General features: G+C 71.6%; 16 protein-coding genes. 8 read left to right on the top strand and 8 right to left on the bottom strand.

Going from position 1 to position 18587, the window contains the following annotated elements; all coding sequences use genetic code 11:
- Positions 1–60 precede the first annotated feature (60 nt).
- Positions 61–1278 (top strand): formaldehyde dehydrogenase, glutathione-independent, encoded by a 1218-nt coding sequence (gene fdhA, locus N5079_RS05620; RefSeq protein WP_261582387.1) that lies wholly within the window; start codon positions 61–63, stop codon positions 1276–1278.
- Between the two features lie 24 nt (positions 1279–1302).
- Here the strand turns inward: fdhA and N5079_RS05615 are convergent, their stop codons facing one another.
- Positions 1303–2598 (bottom strand): cryptochrome/photolyase family protein, encoded by a 1296-nt coding sequence (locus N5079_RS05615; RefSeq protein WP_261582385.1) that lies wholly within the window; start codon positions 2596–2598, stop codon positions 1303–1305.
- 618 nt (positions 2599–3216) lie between these two features.
- On the opposite strand from N5079_RS05615, the gene N5079_RS05610 reads away from it, so the two are divergent.
- The 3 genes from N5079_RS05610 to N5079_RS05600 are packed head-to-tail and all read left to right on the top strand — an operon-like array spanning position 3217 to position 6764.
- The gene (locus N5079_RS05610) at positions 3217–4986 is read left to right on the top strand and encodes a hypothetical protein (RefSeq protein ID WP_261582383.1); all 1770 of its coding nucleotides are present in this window, start codon (positions 3217–3219) and stop codon (positions 4984–4986) included.
- Between the two features lie 42 nt (positions 4987–5028).
- Entirely contained in the window at positions 5029–6009 is a 981-nt protein-coding gene (locus N5079_RS05605; protein ID WP_261582382.1) for a MinD/ParA family protein, read from the top strand.
- The gene (locus N5079_RS05600; protein ID WP_261582381.1) at positions 6009–6764 is read left to right on the top strand and encodes a hypothetical protein; all 756 of its coding nucleotides are present in this window, start codon (positions 6009–6011) and stop codon (positions 6762–6764) included. The genes N5079_RS05605 and N5079_RS05600 overlap by 1 nt, the downstream gene beginning before the upstream one ends.
- Here the strand turns inward: N5079_RS05600 and N5079_RS05595 are convergent.
- Both N5079_RS05595 and N5079_RS05590 read right to left on the bottom strand, forming a co-directional pair.
- Positions 6739–7164: a hypothetical protein gene (locus N5079_RS05595; RefSeq protein WP_261582380.1), complete on the bottom strand. Its 426-nt coding sequence runs from the start codon at positions 7162–7164 to the stop codon at positions 6739–6741. The genes N5079_RS05600 and N5079_RS05595 overlap by 26 nt on opposite strands.
- A gap of 60 nt (positions 7165–7224) precedes the next feature.
- Positions 7225–7653: a hypothetical protein gene (locus N5079_RS05590; protein ID WP_261582379.1), complete on the bottom strand. Its 429-nt coding sequence runs from the start codon at positions 7651–7653 to the stop codon at positions 7225–7227.
- Between N5079_RS05590 and N5079_RS05585 the strand changes: the two genes are divergently transcribed.
- From N5079_RS05585 to N5079_RS05575, 3 genes are all read left to right on the top strand, one after another.
- The gene (locus N5079_RS05585) at positions 7646–8191 is read left to right on the top strand and encodes a hypothetical protein (RefSeq protein WP_261582646.1); all 546 of its coding nucleotides are present in this window, start codon (positions 7646–7648) and stop codon (positions 8189–8191) included. The two genes, N5079_RS05590 and N5079_RS05585, sit on opposite strands and share 8 nt — an antisense overlap.
- 102 nt (positions 8192–8293) lie before the next feature.
- Positions 8294–8998 carry a helix-turn-helix domain-containing protein gene (locus tag N5079_RS05580; protein WP_261582378.1) on the top strand — a complete coding sequence of 235 codons (705 nt, stop codon included), beginning with the start codon at positions 8294–8296 and terminating at the stop codon, positions 8996–8998.
- Positions 8995–9294: a hypothetical protein gene (locus N5079_RS05575; RefSeq protein WP_261582377.1), complete on the top strand. Its 300-nt coding sequence runs from the start codon at positions 8995–8997 to the stop codon at positions 9292–9294. Before N5079_RS05580 ends, N5079_RS05575 begins: the two co-directional genes overlap by 4 nt.
- Positions 9295–9366: 72 nt before the next feature.
- On the opposite strand, the gene iolD is transcribed toward N5079_RS05575, so the two are convergent.
- The 5 genes from iolD to N5079_RS05550 all read right to left on the bottom strand — a co-directional run bounded on the left by iolD (position 9367) and on the right by N5079_RS05550 (position 17483).
- On the bottom strand, positions 9367–11229 hold the full coding sequence (iolD, locus tag N5079_RS05570; RefSeq protein WP_261582376.1) for a 3D-(3,5/4)-trihydroxycyclohexane-1,2-dione acylhydrolase (decyclizing): 1863 nt from the start codon (positions 11227–11229) through the stop codon (positions 9367–9369).
- Between the two features lie 67 nt (positions 11230–11296).
- Positions 11297–12268: a Gfo/Idh/MocA family oxidoreductase gene (locus tag N5079_RS05565; RefSeq protein WP_261582375.1), complete on the bottom strand. Its 972-nt coding sequence runs from the start codon at positions 12266–12268 to the stop codon at positions 11297–11299.
- Between the two features lie 11 nt (positions 12269–12279).
- Positions 12280–15387 (bottom strand): alpha-mannosidase, encoded by a 3108-nt coding sequence (locus tag N5079_RS05560; protein ID WP_261582374.1) that lies wholly within the window; start codon positions 15385–15387, stop codon positions 12280–12282.
- A gap of 6 nt (positions 15388–15393) precedes the next feature.
- Positions 15394–16734 (bottom strand): 6-phospho-beta-glucosidase, encoded by a 1341-nt coding sequence (locus N5079_RS05555; protein WP_261582373.1) that lies wholly within the window; start codon positions 16732–16734, stop codon positions 15394–15396.
- A complete protein-coding gene (locus tag N5079_RS05550) occupies positions 16731–17483 on the bottom strand; it encodes a DeoR/GlpR family DNA-binding transcription regulator (RefSeq protein WP_261582371.1) in 753 nt (250 codons plus the stop codon). The genes N5079_RS05555 and N5079_RS05550 overlap by 4 nt, the downstream gene beginning before the upstream one ends.
- A 164-nt stretch (positions 17484–17647) precedes the next feature.
- Between N5079_RS05550 and N5079_RS05545 the strand changes: the two genes are divergently transcribed.
- Positions 17648–18586 (top strand): carbohydrate kinase family protein, encoded by a 939-nt coding sequence (locus N5079_RS05545; protein WP_261582370.1) that lies wholly within the window; start codon positions 17648–17650, stop codon positions 18584–18586.
- Position 18587: the final 1 nt, after the last annotated feature.

Raw genomic sequence — 18587 nt, 5'->3', positions numbered from 1 at the left:
AGCCATCGTCGCCGGGGGTCGTGATGGTGGCCTGCCGCGTGCTGGCAAGGAGGAGCCGTCATGCCGGGCAACAAGGCTGTCGTCTATCAGGGGCCGGGAAAAGTCGAGGTCGCCGACACCGACTATCCCGAGTTCGAGCTGAAGGAAGGGCCGGGCGTGCCCCCGGCCAACGTGGGCCGCAAGGTCAGGCACGGCGCGATCGTCAAGCCCATCGCGACCAACATCTGCGGCAGTGACCAGCACATGGTGCGCGGCCGTACCACCGCGCCTCCCGGTCTCGTCCTCGGCCACGAGATCACCGGTGAGGTCGTGGAAATCGGCCCCGATGTGGAGATCATCAAGGTCGGTGACCTGGTGTCCGTGCCGTTCAACATCGCCTGCGGGCGCTGCCGCAACTGCAAGGAGGGCAACACCCACATCTGCGAGCACGTCAACCCGCAGCAGCCCGGCGGGGCGTACGGGTACGTGGACATGGGCGGGTGGCCCGGAGGCCAGGCGGAGTACGTGCTCACGCCCTACGCCGACTGGAACCTGCTCAGGTTCCCCGACAGGGACCAGGCGATGGAGAAGATCCTCGACCTGGCCATGCTCGCGGACATCTTCCCGACCGGTTACCACGGGTGCGTCACGGCGGGGGTGACGACGGGTTCGACCGTCTACATCGCCGGCGCGGGGCCCGTGGGGCTGGCGGCGGCCGTCTCGGCCCTGCTCCTGGGCGCCGCCGTCGTGATCGTCGGTGACCTGAACGAGCAACGCCTCGCCCAGGCCCGGAGCTTCGGCTGCGAGACCGTAAACGTGGCGGAGGGGCACCCGAGAGACCAGATCGAGCAGATCCTCGGCGTTCCCGAGGTCGACTGCGGGGTGGACGCGGTCGGCTTCGAGGCCCGCGGCCATGGGGCCGACGCGCAGCGGGAACGGCCCGCCACCGTGCTGAACGCGCTGATGGAGACCACCCGGGCGGGCGGCAGGCTGGGCATCCCCGGCCTCTACGTCACCGGTGACCCGGGGGCCGCGGACGAGGCCGCCAAGCAGGGGTCGCTGTCGATCAGGCTGGGCCTCGGCTGGGCGAAGGCGCACTCGTTCTTCACAGGACAGTGTCCCGTCATGCGCTACAACCGCAGGCTGATGATGGCGATCCTGACCGACCGCGTGCACATCGCCGAGGCGGTCAACGCCACCACCATGCCGCTCGACCAGGCGCCCAGGGGCTACGAGGAGTTCGACAAGGGGGCCGCGCGCAAGTACGTCCTCGACCCCCACGGGGCGCTCGCCACCTAACCACCGGCACGGCGTCAGGTGAGTTCACGTGATGAGCGGCACGTCGCCGAAGATCGGCGCGGGATAGCCCCGCACCGAGGGGGCGTGCTTCCACGGCTCATGGATGGCCTGCGGGGGGAGGTCCGCCAGCTCGGGGACGTACCGCCGGACGTACTCGCCGTCCGGGTCGAGCTTCCTGGCCTGGCGGATCGGATTGAGCATGCGGTTCGGCCGGGTGTCGTTGCCGGTGCCGGCCACCCACTGCCAGTTGCCGCAGTTGTTCGGGATGTCGGCGTCCAGGAGCAGATCGTCGAAGTGGTCCACGCCCACCCGCCAATGGATCTTGAGTCGCTTCGTCAGGTAGGACCCGACGATCAGCCGGAGGCGGTTGTGCATCCACCCCTCCGCGCGGAGCTGGCGCATCCCGGCGTCCACGATGGGGACGCCCGTCATGCCCTCGCGCCAGGCGGCGGCGATCCGCTCATCGTCCCTCCAGTCCACGTCGCGCGGCCGGTAGTCGCGTCTCGGCAACTCGGGGAACGCGTACGCGACCTGGTAGTAGAAGTCCCGCCAGCAGAGCTGCCGGATGTACGCCTCGGCCCCGGTCCGGCGGGCGGCCCGCGCCACCACCTCCGACGGCGACACGCAGCCGAACCGCAGGTAGGCGCTCATCAGCGACGTGCGGTCCGCCACGCGGTCGCGCCCGTCGCCGTAGTCGGCCAGCCCGCCGCCCTCAACCCACTCGGCGAGACGCCGCCGCCCCGCCGTCTCGCCGCCCCTGAGCAGGCCGTACGGCTCCCGCGGCACGCTGGGAAGCGGTCCGGGGTCGACACCGGCGGGGAGCCGGACCTTCGCGGGTGGGTCGAGCACCGGCCGCTTGCGCGCCTCGGACCAGACCCGCCAGTAGGGGGTGAAGACCCGGTAGTGGGTGCCTCCGGCGGGCAGCAGTCCGGTCGGCGGCACCACCGTCACACCGGGGAACAGCCGGAAGTCGAGCCGGTGTGCCGCACACGCCTCCGCGAGCCGCCGCTCGCGCCGCCGGGCGAACGCGCTGACGTCTCCGCTCGCCCAGATCGCGGACGCGGACACCTCACCCGCGAGCCTGATCGCCTCGGCCACCGGGTCGCCCTGCCGTACGACCAGGTCTCCGCCGCGCTGGAGCAGTGCGGAGCGGAGGTCCTGCAGGGCCTCGTGGAGGAAGTCCGCGCGATGCCGGGGCCGGATGGCGGGGTCCAAGACGAACAGCGGCACGACGTGCTGTGCCCGTTCGCACGCCTCCGCGAGTGCCGGGTGATCATGCACCCGGAGGTCTCTGGTGAGCAGCACGATGACCGTTTCCACATCTTGCTTGTTCGTACGGAGGCGGCCGGACGGTTGCGCGGCGGCTTCTCCGGGCCGCCGCCGCTTTCGCACGACACTCCGGGAGCCGGGGTGTCGACCGTCTGGAGTTCCTCGAACGGGATCACGAGGTGTAGCCGTTCGCGTCCCGGTAATCCTCCAGAAAGGGTGTGGAAATGCTCCGGAGAGCGAACGGCCGCGGATATGAAAGCCATTCACGTCGAGTTGTGGGCGGCAGGTTTGGGCAAAGTACGGAATGGAAATCACTACTGGTCCGGCGTCGGCGGGCACCTCGGAGCCGGTGTGCGTAGTCGCAGCTCATCGGTATGATCATAAATCCCGGCATGACCGTCCGAATCTCTCTAGAGAGGCCCTTGGACGGTGATGTCTACGCCGCGAAATCGGGGTTTCGGACGGGCCGTATAGCGATTGTTGATGTTTATCATCGAGTGATGACGTCCCTGGTTCCTTTCCTTCCCAACAGTTGGCTGTCAGTCTAAGATCTCGTTCTATGTATCGGTATGCATCAGAATTTCCAGATAGGCAAGTGCGACCCCATAGTCGCAGTGATGCTCTGGCCGAACATGACATGGAAACCGCCCTGACTCCCCCTCGCCGCTCATGAGCGCGCCCACCGGTACGGGGGACATCGCGCTCGACCCCGGCCGGGGGATGGCCTGGGTGAACGAACACGGCGCTCATCTGGTGGACTACGCCTCCTACCACCTTGACGGCGCCCGCATGCTCGCGGCGGTCAGCGCCGCCCTGGGCGCCTGCAGCGTCCAAGCTCCGCCCGCGCACGTGACGGACCGGGCGTGGCTGCTGGCCGTGCTGCGGCGCGCCTGCGGCTCCGGCGGCCGGGAGGGGTACCGGCCCGGTCCGGGACCCGGCGCCCCCGACGGCGGCGCGGTGTGGCGCGCCTGGACGCTCGTCGATCCGCTCGGCGCCGAAACGCTGCGCCTGCTGTACCGCCACGAGTTACCGCTGCGGGATCTGTCGTATGTCCTGTCCCTGCCCGTGCGCGAGCTCGGCAGGCTGGTCACGCGTACGCAGGACGTGGTGGAGATCCTCGTCAGCGGACTGGACGGCATCGCCCGCGGCCGTCCCATCTGTCCCGACCTCGTGCCGTTGGTGTCCGACCTGTTCCCTGACGAGCCCGGAGGGCGGGCCGCGGGCGACTCTGGCGCCGCCCGGGTGGCCCTGCTCTCTCACATCGTCAAGTGCGTCGTGTGCAACCGGCCCATCAACATCCGCTACACGGTGCCGCAGATCCTCTCCCATCCCCCGATCGCCGCCCTGGCGCCCGAGGTCAGGCGGCGTCTCCTCGATTCGCTCCCCGACGTTGGCACGGTCCCGGCGCGCGTCCAGCGGCCCCCGTCGTCGTTCGGCATGCCGCTCTCCGCCCCGGTCGACGCCGGCTTGGTCGCGCCCGAGGAGACCAAGCCGAAGCCGCCGCCCTCGGGAGTGGTCACACCGCCTCCCGCCTCCGCGCGGCCCGCGCCGCCCCCCGCCTCCGCGCCGCCTCCCACAGACCGCGCTCGTACGGCAAGCCCTCCCGAGAGGCCGCGTCCGGTTAGTGCTCCGGAGGGGCCGCGCAGAGCGAGGCCGGGGGAGGGTCCGGTGCACCCGGCGGATCCGCCGGCTGCCTCGGGGCGCGACACCCCGCTCTATGACGCGCTGATGTCCCAGATCTACGCGCGTGAGGCCCTCGCCCGCGGGGTTGACGCCGCCGAGGCGACGCAGCTCGGTGACCGCGACGTCCGCGATGGGCACTTCGGTGACGTGGGGAACTTCGGCGACAGGTCCGGTCTGCACCGCATCGGGGTCACGGTCCGGATCGCGGAGGTGTTCACAAGGGCCGGTGCGCTGATCCGCACCACCACCCTCAGGATCGTCATCGTGGTCGTCGCGGGCGCGGCGGGCACACTGGCGGGGATCAACCTCCTGAGCCCGGCCGCACAGACACGGGAGCCCGCGCGCTCTCTTGAGTCCTCCGTCACCCAGGCCGCCATTCCTGGGCAGACCGCCATTCCGGGCCGGGCGAGCGTGACCGCGCAGCCCAGCGTGCCCGTGCAGGGCGGCGGCCCCACTCCGCAGAGCCAGGTCGTCGGCGGCGTACAGGTGCCGACGGTCGTCACGCTCGACGACTTCGGCCGGGGCAGCATCACGCTGACGGCGGCCGACAAGCCCCTGGAGTGGCGGATAACGGCCCACGGTCTGGCCATCAAGCCGTCCAGCGGCACCCTGAAGCCCGGACACACCGACGTGATCAGCGTGCGCGCCCTCCGGGTGCGCTACTGGTGCGGCGTGCCCGCCCCCGTCACGACTCCGTTGGTCCTGCGCGGACCCCGCGGCGAGAGCACCACGACGGTGCGGTGGCGCACCTGCTGACAGCCCATGTCATCCGTGCTCTGTGAAAGGACCCCCCTCGCCATGACAGAGATCCACTCTCCAGTGTCCGTTCCGGCCGACCAGTTCCCCGAGTCGGTGCCCCTCACGGCGGAGCATCTGCTCATCAACCGGCGTGCGGAGCCGGCGGGCGGGTGGAGGCGGCTCGTCTACCAGCTCTCCGGGGGGAAGATCATCCCCGCGGAGTCGTCCGCCGAGTTGGAGCGCCGCACGCTGATCGCCCAGGCGCAGACGCCCGTGGCGAGTGGCCACCACCGCATCGCCGTCATGAGCCTCAAGGGCGGTGTGGGCAAGACCACGACGACCGCCGCCCTCGGCAACACGCTCGCCTCCCTTCGGGGAGACCGGGTGATCGCGATCGACGCCAATCCTGACCGGGGGACTCTCGGCATCAAGGTCAAGTCCGAAACGGCCGCGACCATCCGCACGCTGCTCGCCGAAGCGCCCCACATCGTCCGCTATGCCGACGCCCGTGCCTTCACCTCGCAGTCGCCCGCCCGGCTGGAGGTCCTGGCCTCCGACACCGACCCGGCCGTCAGCGAGGCGTTCAACGCGGAGGACTACCGTACGGTCGCCGGACTGATCGAGCGCTACTACTCGATCTGCATCACCGACTGCGGGACAGGGCTGCTGCACGGAGCCATGGGGGCGACCCTGGAGCTGGCCGACCAGATCGTGCTGGTAAGCCTGGTCGCGGTCGACGGCGCGAGCTCGGCCGCGGCCACGCTGGACTGGCTCACAGCCCACGGGTACGGAAGCCTCGTCAAGAACGCCATCGTCGTGCTGAACGCCGTGGAGCCCAAGTCACACGTCGACGTCGAGCTGCTGGAGCGGCATTTCGCGACGCGCTGCCGTGCCGTCGTCCGCGTGCCGTACGACCCGCATCTCAAGGAGGGCGCCGAGGTCGATCTCTCCCGGCTGCGGCCTACCACCCGTGGCGCGTACCTCCGCCTCGCCGCCGCCGCGGGACAGGCGTTCGGGCAGCGGCCCGACCGGGGCAACTAGTGGGCACGGTCACCCCGGACCCGATGCTCGACTGGGACCTGAGCGCCCCACGGCGGAGCCCCCGCGTAACGGTGCTTTTCGTGGTCGCGGCCGTGACGGTGGTCGCCGCCATCGTGGTCATCGTCGTGCAACTCCGGGGGCCCGCTCCGGCTCCGGCGCCCGCGCCCGTCCGCGTCGCGAACGCCATCGCGCTGGCTCCGCCCACCGGGCACCAGGGCGACGGCGGTTATCCCATCGGGTTTCCGCGCACCGAGCTGGGAGCCGTGTCCGCGGCGGCGGCCGCCTTGGAGGCCGCCTGGACGCTGGACGCCGCCCAGGCCGAGCAGGCGGCCGTCCTCTACGCGCCGCCCGAGCAGCGGGAGGCCGCCCGCAACGGAGCACGCGCCGCCGTACGCGGATGGCGGGAAACCCTGGGCCTCCCCTCGGAGGGCGATCTGCCTGAGGGGGCGGCCCTGCGGACGCAGACGATCGGCGTCCAGTGGCAGGCCCGAGCCGAGGACCAGGTCCAGGTGTGCGTCCTCGTGCAGGTGACCGCGACGAAGGGGACCACGGACACCGGCCCCGTCTACTCCAGCCCCTACGCCATGAGCCTCCTCATGAAGTGGCTCCCCCACATGCGTGGCACGAACCAGGGGGACTGGGTCAACATCCCCGATCCCACGCCTCCCGCCGTGCCCGCCGCCGCTCTCCCCGGAACGCCCCAGTTCGCCGCGGCGGGCTGGAAGCCCCTCACCGGTCCACGGCCCACCCCATAGATCGAGCCAGCCCATAGATCGAGGAAGAGCCATCCATGACCCCACGCATCTCCTCCCGGCGCGCCACCCTCGTCTCCGGTCTCCTCCTGGCCGCGGTGTCCGCGACGACCGGTGCGATCATCGCCCAGCCCTGGGCCGCCATGGCGGACCCCAGCGTGGATGTCCCCCCGCCCAGGGACGACGTCGCCCCTGGGGCGCCCGAGCCCACCGCCACCGTGACCCTCGACCCGCCCGGCGACGGCCCCGCCGCCACGACCGGCCCCACGGGCCACGAGCCGGAGGCGTCCCAGAACAGTGACGCCTCGTCCCGTCCGGACCCGGGCTCCTCGGCCGGCACGGACGCTTCCGGCAGGCCGGGGGACGGGCCCACGGACAGGCCGACCGACAGCCCCTCCCACACATCCGGGCCGACGTCGTCGGCGGCGCCCCAACACTCCGATCCGCCCGCCTCTCAGCCACCTCATTCGGAGCCGCCGGCGGCGAAATCAGCGGACCCGGACACGTCGACGCCGCAGCCGACGCACTCCGCCAAGCCGACCGACACCGACACTCCGAGCGCCTCGGCCACCCCCACCGCCACCCCCACCGCCACACCGACCGCCACACCGACTGATACGGCCACGCCGACCGCGTCGCCCAGCCCGTCCCCCACCCCGAAGCACTCCTCGAAACCGACATCGAAACCGACATCGAAGCCGACGTCCAAGCCGACGTCCAAGCCGACGTCCAAGCCGACGTCCAAGCCGACATCGAAACCGTCGTCCGAACCGACGTCGAAGCCGACCGCCAAGGATCCCGGCAAGAAGCCGGACACCCCGAAGGGCGGCAAGGACCCGGAGCCGCCCGCGGCCGGTTCCAGCCCCACGGCGACGCCGTCAGCGGTGGTCACGCCGACTGCCGTGGCGTCCCCGACCGTCCTGCCCTCGCCGACCTTCGGCCTTCCGAGCGGCGCGCCTAACGGCATCTACGGTGGCGCGCCCAACGGTCTCCCGGGTGGCACCGCAGGCGGTGTCCCGAACGGGATCTACGGAGGCGTGCCGAACGGGATTTACGGCGGCGTGCCCAGCGGGGGCTACGGAGGCGCGCCCAGCGGGGGCTACGGCGGTGTGCCCGGCGACGTTCCGGGGATCCTCCCGGGCGGCGCCCCGCACGGTGTGCTGCCTCTGCCGCCGCTGGCCCGATCGGCCATCTCGACCTGGAGCCTCGCGCCCTGGCGGGGACGGACGACCGACCTCTTCGGACGGCCGCTGGCGCCCCTCGCTCCGGTAGCCTCACCCGCCGCGCCGAGCTGGGCGTTCGCTCCGCCGGTCAGCAAACGCGCCGGAATCGCGCCGCTCGTCTCCGGCGCGACCACCGGCAGGGCGGCCCAGGACCTCAGAGGCTGCTGGCTCTTCACCCCGTCCGCCCAATGCGCCCGTACGGACTGATACGAGCCGACCGCGCACGAGGTGGCCCGGCACCGGCGGCGGAGTCGGTATGAGCCGTACTGGCCCATCGACATTCTGACATTTCGCATATAGATTGTCAGCATGTCAGCCGCCAGGGATGCCAAGCGTGACCAGATCCTGAGCGCCGCGGTCGGGGTTTTCGGCCGGTACGGCTATCGCAGGACCTCCATGGATCTGGTCGCGCGGGCCGCCGGCGTCTCGCGGCCGGCGCTCTACCAGCACTTCAGCGGCAAGGACGACCTCTTCCGGGCGATGGGCGCCTGGATGCTCGACGGGCTGCTCGCCGCCGCCGAAGCGGCCGGTCGTGTGGGTGGCACAGCGGGTGGCACAGTGGGCGGCACGGTGGGCGGCACGGTGGGCGGCACGGTGGGCGGCACGGTGGGCGGCACGGTGGGCGGCACGGTGGGCGGCACGGTGGGCGGCACGGTGGGCGGCACGGTGGCGGCGCGGCTCTATGGCGCGCTCGCGGTGAAACTGGACTTCTTCGTCGGGACGGTCGAGGCCGAGTTCCGGGGGGAGATGCTCGCGGAGGCCGGCGTGGTCGCGCCGGAGCTCACGGCCGCGTTCAAGGAGCGGCACACCGCCATCGTGGAGAAGATCCTCACCTCCGCCGCCGGCGAGCTCGACCTGCTCGACGTCGCGCTGTCGGCGCACGACGCCGCTGTGCTGCTGGTCGACGCGCTGACCGGCATCGCGCAGGAGCAGGCCGCCCCGGAGGTTCTGCACACCCGTCTCCGCCAGCTGGTCGACCTGACCATCCGGGGTCTCACCACCCGCGCACGATGACCGAAGGGAACGACATGTGGCAGACGGCGGTTCTCAGCTTCCTGGCAGCGGTGTTCGGCACGAATGCCGTCCCGCACTTCGTCAAGGGGATCACCAAGGAGCCCTTCCCGACCCCGTTCGGGCCATCGCCCGTGATCAACCTTGTCGCGGGCTGGGGGATGTTCTGCCTGGCGGGACTGCTATTCGCGGCGGCGGACGTGCGGCACGATCCCCGCCTGGCGGCGGTCGCCGCCGCCGTCGGCGTGCTCCTCATGGGCCTGTTTCACGCCCGGATCGGCGCCTTCGGACGGCGATGACCCGCGAGTCGCCCCGCCGTACGGTCCGCTTCTGACGGGCCGTACGGCGTGGCGATCATCGTCAGGTGATCGTCACAGGAAAGGGCGCTGGCCGCGCTTGGCCTCCTCGTAGCGGCTCCGGGCCTGCCGGACCTCGGCGAGCTCGGAGACCTCCGCGACGGGGACGTCCCACCAGGCCTGGGAGTCGGGACCTGCGGCCGGGGTGGCCCTGGCGTAGACCACCGTGGTCCGGGACGACGCGACGGCACGGTCCAGCGCCGCCCGCAGCGACGCGGGGTCGTCGGCCGTGATGACGTCGGCCCCGAGGCTCGCGGCGTTGGCGGCCAGATCCACCGGCAGACGTCCGCCGTCGAGCTCCCCGGTGGTGCCCCGCATCAGGTAGGCGGTGCCCAGCCGCTGGGCGCCGACCGACTCGCTGAGGTTGCCGATCGAGGCGAAGCCGTCGTTGTCCACCAGGACGACGACGAGCTTGACGCCCTCCTGCACGGCGGTGGCGATCTCCTGGGCCATCATCAGGTAGGACCCGTCGCCCACGAGCACGAACACCTCGCGCTCGGGCCGGGCGAGCTTGACCCCGAGCCCACCGGCGATCTCGTAGCCCATGCAGGAATATCCGTACTCGACGTGATACTGCTCGGGGTCCGAGGGCCGCCACAGCCGGTGCAGGTCGCCTGGCATCGACCCGGCCGCGTTGACGACCACGCCGCCCTCGGCGACCTCGTTGAGGATGCCGAGCAGCACCGGCTGGGTCAGCGTCGGCCCGCCGTACGCCCTGGTGACCTCGGCCTGCCAACCTTGGGACAGGGCCGTGGCCCGCGCGGTCCAGTCGCCGTCGGCCCGCCAGTCACCCAGGTCCGAAGCACGGTGGAGCGCCCGCAGGCCCTCCCGCGCGTCGGCGACGAGTGACACGCCCGAATGCTTGGCTGCGTCGAACGCCATCACGTTGACGTTGAGGAACCCGGCCTCGCCGAAGAGGGTCCGCGAGGCGGTGGTGAAGTCGCTGTACCGGGTGCCGACCCCGATAACCAGGTCGGCCTCCCGGGCCAGCGCGTTCGCGGCGGCCGTGCCGGTGTGCCCGATCGCGCCCACGGCCTGCGGATGGTCGTACGGCAGGGCGCCCTTGCCCGCCTGCGTCTCGGCGACCGGGATGCCGTACCGCTCGGCGAACTCCCGCAGCTCGTCCCACGCCTCGCTGTACTTGACCCCGCCCCCGGCGACGATCAGCGGCCTATTCGAGCCGCTCAACGCCTGTACGGCTCTTGCCACGGCGGCCGGCTCCGGCACGGGCCTGGCGATGTGCCAGACGCGGCGTTCGAACAGCTCCTCCGGCCAGTCGTACGCCTCGGCCTGGACGTCCTGGGGCAGGGCGAGGGTCACGGCGCCCGTGTCGGCCGGGTCGGTCAGCACGCGCATCGCCGCGAGCAGCGCCGAGGGGAGCTGCTCGGGCCGGTTGATCCGGTCGAAGAAGCGGCTCACCGGCCTGAGGGAGTCGTTGACGCTGACGTCGTACGACCGGGGGTCCTCGAGCTCCTGCAGCACGGGCGAAGCCACCCGGGTGGCGAAGATGTCGCCCGGCAGCAGCAGCACGGGCAGCCGGTTGATGGTGGCCAGCGCCGCGCCGGTGACCAGGTTGGTCGCTCCCGGCCCGATCGAGGTCGTGCAGGCGAACGTCGACCGTCTGCCGGTCGCCCGCGCGTACCCCACCGCGGTGTGCACCATCGCCTGCTCGTTGCGGGCCAGATAGTACGGCAGGGCAGACTTGGTGCCCGCCCCCTGCTCGGCGAGGGCCTGGCCGATTCCCGCCACGTTGCCATGGCCGAAGATGCCGAAGACGCCCTCGATGAGCCGCGTTTCGACGCCGTCCCGCTCGCTCCACTGCCGCGACAGGAACCTGACCAGCGCCTGCGCGACCGTCAGCCGCACCGTCGGTCTCATGCCGCTTTCCCTGCGGCGTGCGACGTCAGGGGCGCGGCCGTGTCCACGGCGGCCGCCTCGGCGATCGTCACGCGGTCACCTCACGGAGGGCGACCGGCCGTCCCTCGCGGCGGGACAGGTCGGCGGCTTCGGCGAGGTAAAGGGCGGCGAGGGCGTCCCGCGTGGTGCACGGGCTCTCGCGCTCGCCGCGGGCGGCGGCGAGGAAGGCGCCCATCTCCGCCACGTAGGCGTCCTCGAACCTCGTCTGGAAGTCCGGCCAGGGGTCGTCGTGCGGGGCGAGACCGTCGGCCGAGTGCAGCGGCGACCGGTCGCTCAGCCCGACCGCCCAGGTCGCCCGCGTCCCGGCCAGCTCCATGCGGACGTCGTAGCCGTTCCCGTTGTAGCGCGACCCCTGCATCGTGACGAGAGTGCCGTCGTCCAGGGTGAGCACGGCGGCGCTGTTGTCCACGTCGCCCGCCGCCGCGAAGAAGCCCGCGCCACGGTTCGACCCGATGGCGTAGACCGACTCCACCTCGCGGCCGGTGACCCAGCGCAGGATGTCGAAGTCGTGGATGTGACAGTCGCGGAAGATCCCGCCGGACTGCGCCACGTATTCGGCCGGAGGGGGCGCCGGATCCCCGGTGAGCATGTGCACCCGGTGGAGGTCCCCCAGTTCGCCGTCGAGCAGCGCCTGCCGGGCCGCGGTGTAGCCCGCGTCGAAGCGCCGCTGGAAGCCGATGTGCACCATTGTCCCGCTGCGCTCCACCGCGTCGACGACCGCGAGCGTCTCCGCCACGGTGGGGGCGGCCGGCTTCTCGCAGAACGCCGGCACGCCCTTCCCGGCCGCGCGGATCAGCAGCTCCGCGTGGGTGGAGGTCGGCGTCGCGATCACCACCGCGTCCGCGTCGAACGGGTCGCCCACCGCGGCGCCGTACTTCTCCGCGACGGCCGCCACCCGAGCAGCGTCGGCGTCGGAGACCACCAGCTCGTCCACAAGAGTGGACAGGGTGGCGGCATGAAACTCGCCTATCCGGCCGAGGCCGAGCAAGCCCACGCGCATTGAACGACTCCTCACACGTTCTCGCGGCGCAGCCGCAGGGTCAGCACCTGGAACGGGCGCAGGCTCACCGGGATGCCGCCGTCGGCGTCCACGGCGACCGCAGGCTCCCTGAGCGGGCGCTCCAGCAGGTCGTTCACCTCGGCCGAGGCCACCGGGAACGACGGCAGCAGGCGGGTCGTGCCCCGGCCGCCCAGCGACTCGTACACCCGGACGATCACGTCGCCCGAGCGGTCGTCCGCGAGCTTGACCGCCTCGACCCGTACGGCACGGCCCTCCGCGGTGACCAGCGGCGCGGGGGTGTCGCCCGTCCCGCCCGCCGCCACGCGGAGCGGCAGGTTGAGGGCATAGCCCGACGCCACGGCGTCGGCGACGGTCGCGCCGGGCACCAGCGCGTAGGTCAGGTGGTGCCTGCCCTGGTCGGCCTCGGGGTCGGGGACGCGCGGCGCCCTGACCAGGCTGAGCCGGGCCGTCGTGGTGGTCCCCCCGTCCGGACGGGTGGTGCGGCCGACGTCGTGGCCGTAGGTGGAGTCGTTGGCGACCGCCACGCCGTAGCCGGGCTCGGCGAGGTGGATCCAGCGGTGGTTGGAGGCCTCGAACCTGGCCACGTCCCAGCTCGTGTTGGTGTGGGTCGGGCGGAAGATGTGGCCGTACTGGATCTCGGCGGCCGAGCGGTCGGCGTGCACGTCAAGCGGGAAGGCCGCCTTGAGAATCTTCTCCCGCTCGTGCCAGTCGATGTCGGTCTCGATCTCGATCCGGGGGCTGCCGGCCGTGACCCTGACCGTCTGGACGATCCGGGACGCGCCGAACGAGCGCTCGATCCTGACGGCGGCGACGAGCGGCCCGCTGTCGACCACGGTGACCGAGTCGGCCTCGGTGAGGTCCACGTGCTGCCGCCGGTAGTGGCGGTCGATGTCCCAGGCGTCCCAGTAGTTCGGGAAGTCCGTGTGGAGCTGCAGCAGGTTGCCCCGGGAGCCGGGGGCGAGCACCTCGCGGCCGGCGACCAGGTCCCTGACCGAGGTGAACAGCCCCGCCTCGTCGATCTCGACTCGCACCACGCCGTTGTCGATGGTGGTCCCGCTCACGGTGACGGGCGCGGGAGGCGCCACGGAAGCGCCGAGCCGTACCGCGCCGGAGCCCGGGACCTCGGCGAAGACGGCGGCCGAGCCGTCGGCGAGCGTCTGGCCGGTGTCGCCCGCCAGCTCGGCGGGGACGGTCACGACCTCGGCGCGGGTCTCCGGGCTGGTGTTGAGCACCCAGGCGGACCGCCCGGCACCGGCGAGCGCCGAGGCGGCCGCCTCGATGATCGCTTCGAGGTCGGCGCGGACCTGGGCGTAGGTCGCCTCGGCCTCGCGGTGCACCCACGCGATCGAGCTGCCCGGCAGGATGTCGTGGAACTGGTGCAGCAGCACGACCTTCCAGAGGCGGTCGAGCTCCTCGTGCGGGTAGGCGAACCCGGCGTGCACGGCGGCGGTCGCCGACCACAGCTCCGCCTCACGCAGTAGGTGCTCGCTGCGCCGGTTGCCCGCCTTCGTCCTGGCCTGGCTGGTGTAGGTGGCGCGGTGGAGCTCCAGGTAGAGCTCGCCGGACCAGACGGCCGCGTCGGGCTGCTCGGCGCGGGCCGCGGCGAAGAACTTGTTGGGGTCCTCGATCACGACACGCGGGGAGCCCTCCAGGTCCCGCAGGCGGCGGGCCTTCTCCAGCATCTCGCGGGTGGGGCCGCCACCGCCGTCGCCGTGCCCGAACGGCAGCAGCGACCGGACGCCCGCGCCCTTCTCGGCATAGTTGCGTACGGCATGAGCCAGCTCTTTGCCCTCGAACGTGCCGTTGTAGGTGTCGGCGGGCGGGAAGTGGGTGAAGATCCGGGTGCCGTCGATGCCCTCCCACCAGAACGTGTGGTGGGGGAACTTGTTGGTCTGGTTCCACGAGATCTTCTGCGTGAGGAACCAGTCGTTCCCCGCCAGGCGAGCGATCTGCGGATAGGCGGCGGTGTAACCGAAGGAGTCGGGCAGCCAGACGCCGCGGGGCTCCACGCCGAACTCGTCCATGAAGAAGCGCTTGCCGTGCACGAGCTGCCGGGCGAGAGCCTCGCCGCCCGGCAGGTTGCCGTCGGCCTCCACCCACATGCCGCCGACCGGCACCCACTGGCCCGCCTTGATCGCCTCGCGCATGCGCTCGAAGATCTCGGGGTAGCGCTCCTTGACCCACGCGTACTGCTGGGCCTGCGGCCCGGAGAACACGAACTCGGGGTAGTCCTTGGCCAGGGCCGTGACGTTGGAGAACGTCCTCGACGTCTTGCGCTTGGTCTCCCGGATCGGCCACAGCCACGCGCTGTCGATGTGCGCGTGCCCGGTCGCGGAGACGGTGTGGGCGCTGGCGTGCGCGGGGGAGGACAGCACGCCCACCAAAAGGGCCCGCGCCTGCTCCGCCGTACCGGCCACGTCCTGGATGTCGATGGCGTCCATGCAGCGCTCGAGCGCGCGGAGGATTTCGTGGCGGCGCGGGCTGTCGGTGGGCAGCTCCGCCATGAGCTCCTTGAGCACCTCGATGTCCAGCCGCAGGTGCCAGACGTTCTCGTCAAGGACGGCCAGGTCGGCGTGGTTCAGCCGGTAGAGCGGCTCGTCCCCGGCCGTGGCCTTGTCGCCCAGCGGCGTCGGGAGGAAGTCATTGGCCAGGATGTCGGGGTTGGCGGCCATCTCCAGCAGCAGCCCGACCTGCTCGCCGCCCTGGCTGGGGTTGGCGACGGGGACGTACTGGTTCTGCGGCTCGATGCCCTTGATCGGCCGCCCCTCCAGGTCGTAGACGAGCGCCTCGGCCTGGTTGCCCGGCCAGTCGCCGACGAAGCCCAGGTCGAAGACGGCCTCGACCCGCCGGCCGGCCCATTCGGCCGGCACGGCGCCGGTCGCGCGCAGCCAGGTGGTGGACCACGGCCGGCCCCACCGGGTGCCCGCCTCGAACGGCTCGTAGCCGGCGGCCAGAGCCTCCGCCACGGGCACCGGCTCGTCGGGGACGTGCCAGGCGGCCAGCTTCAGGGGGACGCGCTCGGCATAGATGGCGGGAGTGACGCGCTGCCGCAGGACCCGGTCGATCCGCGCCTCGACAAGCTCGCGGTCATCGTGCATCGGTGTTCAGTTCCTTCCGCGGAGGTAGCCGAGCTGGGGAAGCTCTTGCTCGTAACGTTCCAGCAGCCGTCCGGCGAGCGTGACGGAGTCGATCAGAGGGTGGACGGCCAGGGCGCGCAGCGCGGCCTGGCGGGAGCCGGTGGTGGCCGCCTCGATGACCGCGCGCTCGACCGCCTTGACGCTGGTGACCAGGCCCTGGGCGTGGTCCGGAAGCGGGTCGACGGCCACCGGCCTGGCGCCGTTGGCGTCCACGAAGCAGGGCACCTCCACCACGGCGTCGCCGTCGAGGGCGCTGATGGAGCCGCGGTTGCGCACGTTGAGGATGAGCGTCGTGCGCTCGTCCAGCGCGATCGCCCGCATGAGCGCGAGGGCCACCTGCTCGTAGCCGCCGGACTCCAGGTCGCAGGACTCGCGCTCCCCGGCGCCGACCGCCTCGCGGTTCTCCGCCATGTAGGTGGTCTCCCGCTCCAGCCGGGTGGTCTCCCACAGGTCCAGCGCGGAGCCTGACGTGTCCGAGTAGAAGCGCCGCTGCTGGTCGATGAGCACGGCGCCCCGCGTCTGCCGGGCCGCCCGCGCGGCCTCGACCGCGTCGCGGTTGAAGTAGTAGTAGTGCAGGTATTCGTTGGGAATGGCGCCGATCGTCCGCAGCCACTCGCCGCCGAAGAGCTTGCCCTCCTCGAACGAGGTCAGGGCGTCCTCGTCATGGAGCAGGCCCGGCAGCAGGTCACGGCCTCCGACGCGTACGGCGCGCAGCCAGCCGAGGTGGTTGAGGCCGGCGTAGTCCAGCCAGACGGCGGCCGGATCCACCCCCAGCGCGTGCGCCACGCGGCGGCCGAGCCCGACGGGGGAGTCGCAGATGCCGATTACCCGGTCGCCGAGGTGGCGGGACATCGCCTCGGTGACCGTGCCGGCGGGGTTGGTGAAGTTGATGACCCAGGCGTCGGGGGCGACCGCGGCGACCCTGCGGGCGATGTGGTCGGCCACCGGCAGCGTGCGCAGGCCGTAGGCGATGCCGCCGGCCCCCACCGTCTCCTGGCCGAGCACGCCCTCCTGAAGGGCGACCCGCTCGTCGACGGCGCGGCCCTCCAGCCCGCCGACGCGGATCGCGGAGAACACGAAGTCGGCACCGGCGAGGGCCTCGTCGAGGTCGGTGGTAACGCGGACCTCCGGGGCGTCGGGCACGCCCTCCGCCTGCTCGGCGAGCACCCGGCCGATCGTGGCGATCCGGGAGGCGTCGAGGTCGTGCAGGGTGACGTGGGTCACCCGGCCCTTCCCCCGGTCCTCCAGGAGCGCTCGATAGACCAGCGGGACCCGGAAGCCCCCGCCGCCGAGAATGGTCAGCCTCATACCTCGATCACCTCTACCCCCGCTTCGCGCAGCGCGGCGCCGGTCACCGGCTCCACGGGCGCGTTAGTCACCACGATGTTCAGATCGCCTGGCTCACAGACCTTGGCCATGCCGGTTCCAGGGAACTTGCCGACGTCGGCCACCAGCACCACGCGGTCACTGGCCGCGATCATGGCCCGCTTGACCGGAACCTCCACCACGGTGGTGTCCATGACCTGCCCGCCGGGGCGGACCCCGCTGGTGCCGAGGATCAGCCGGTCGGCATGCACCTGCCGCAGGTTGTCCTCCGTCAGGTAGCCCACCAGCGACCGGTAGTCACGCCGCAGCATCCCGCCGAGGAGCATCACCTGGATGCCCTCCTCGTCCTGGAGCTCGTCCAGCACGGCGAGGCTGCTCGTGATCACCGTGAGGGAACGGCCCTTGAGCTGCCGGGCCACCCGGTGCGTGGTCGTCCCCACGTCGAGCAGGACGGTCTCGCCGTCCTTGACGAGCTCCGCGCAGCGCCGCGCGATCGCGTCCTTCTCCTCGGACCTGACCTCGGCGACGTCCATGAAGGGGTCGTCCCTGTCGTCGATCGGCATCGCGCCGCCGTGCACACGCCTGAGCAGCCCTTCCTCGCCGAGCTGCACGAGGTCGCGCCGGATGGTGGCGTGGCTGGCGCCCAGCCGTTCCGCGAGCAGCTCGACGGTGGCCGGGCCGTCGGAGCGGAGGATGCGCAATATCAACTCGTGCCGTCGGTCCCTGAGCATGTCAGCGACCATAGCGCGCAAAGTCGCTCACCGCCATAGGTCGATTCGAGCATTTTCGGTCAGCCTCTTGCTAAAGCACTGCTCATGGGTGCACGATCCTGCGTACTCGGTTGGTTAGATACGGCCAAATCAGTTCATTATTCTCATAAGGTGGGTAAAGCCGCATGAGCGCAGACGTTGACGTGTTCCTGTCAGGGCTGCTGTTCTACGACCTGGTCTTCACCGGGTTGGAGGACGCGCCCAAGCTGGGCACCGAGACGTGGACCAGTGGCATGGCGTCGGGACCCGGCGGCATCGCCAACTTCGCCGTCACACTCGGACGGCTCGGACTGCGCACATCGCTGGCGGCCGCTTTCGGAGACGACTCCTACGGCCGCCACTGCTGGGACACCCTTGAGGCCGAAGGCGTCGACCTGTCGCCGTCGCGGCGCCTCGCCGGCTGGAGCACGCCGGTGACCGTCTCGCTGGCCTACCAGGGAGACCGGGCGCTGGTGACCCACGGCGCGGAGCCGCCGGGAACCCCGGACGAACTGCTCGGCGAGCCTCCGACGGCCCGCGCGTCGATCGTCCACCTGGAGGCCGGACCGGTTCAGGCCAGTGGTCTGGTCTTCGCCGACCTCGGCTGGGACCCGTCGCAGGAATGGTCGCCCGACGTGCTCGACCAGCTCGCCGGGTGCCACGCCTTCATGCCCAACGCGTACGAGGCGATGAGCTACACCCGCACCGACACCCCCGAAGCCGCCCTGGCAAAGCTGGGGGAGCTGGTGCCGCTGGCGGTCGTCACCTGCGGCGTCGAGGGCGTGCTCGCCGTCGACGCCACCACGGGCGAGTCCGCCCGCGTCCCGGGGCTCTCCGTGGACGCGATCGACCCGACCGGTGCCGGCGACGTGTTCGGTGCGAGCCTGGTCGCCGCCACGCTGGCCGGGTGGCCGCTCGCCGACCGGCTGCGGTTCGCCAACCTGTCCGCCGCGCTCTCGGTGCAGGGCATCGGCGGGTCCATGGCGGCCCCCGGCTGGACCGGGATCGCCCGCTGGTGGCAGGAGGTCACCGACCCGGATCTCCGCCGCGACTACGCATTCCTCTCGGATGTCATCCCTCAGTGAA

The organism is Planotetraspora sp. A-T 1434, from assembly GCF_025420585.1.
GTDB lineage: Bacteria > Actinomycetota > Actinomycetes > Streptosporangiales > Streptosporangiaceae > JAOEGB01.
This window is presented reverse-complemented; position numbering and strand designations above follow the sequence as displayed.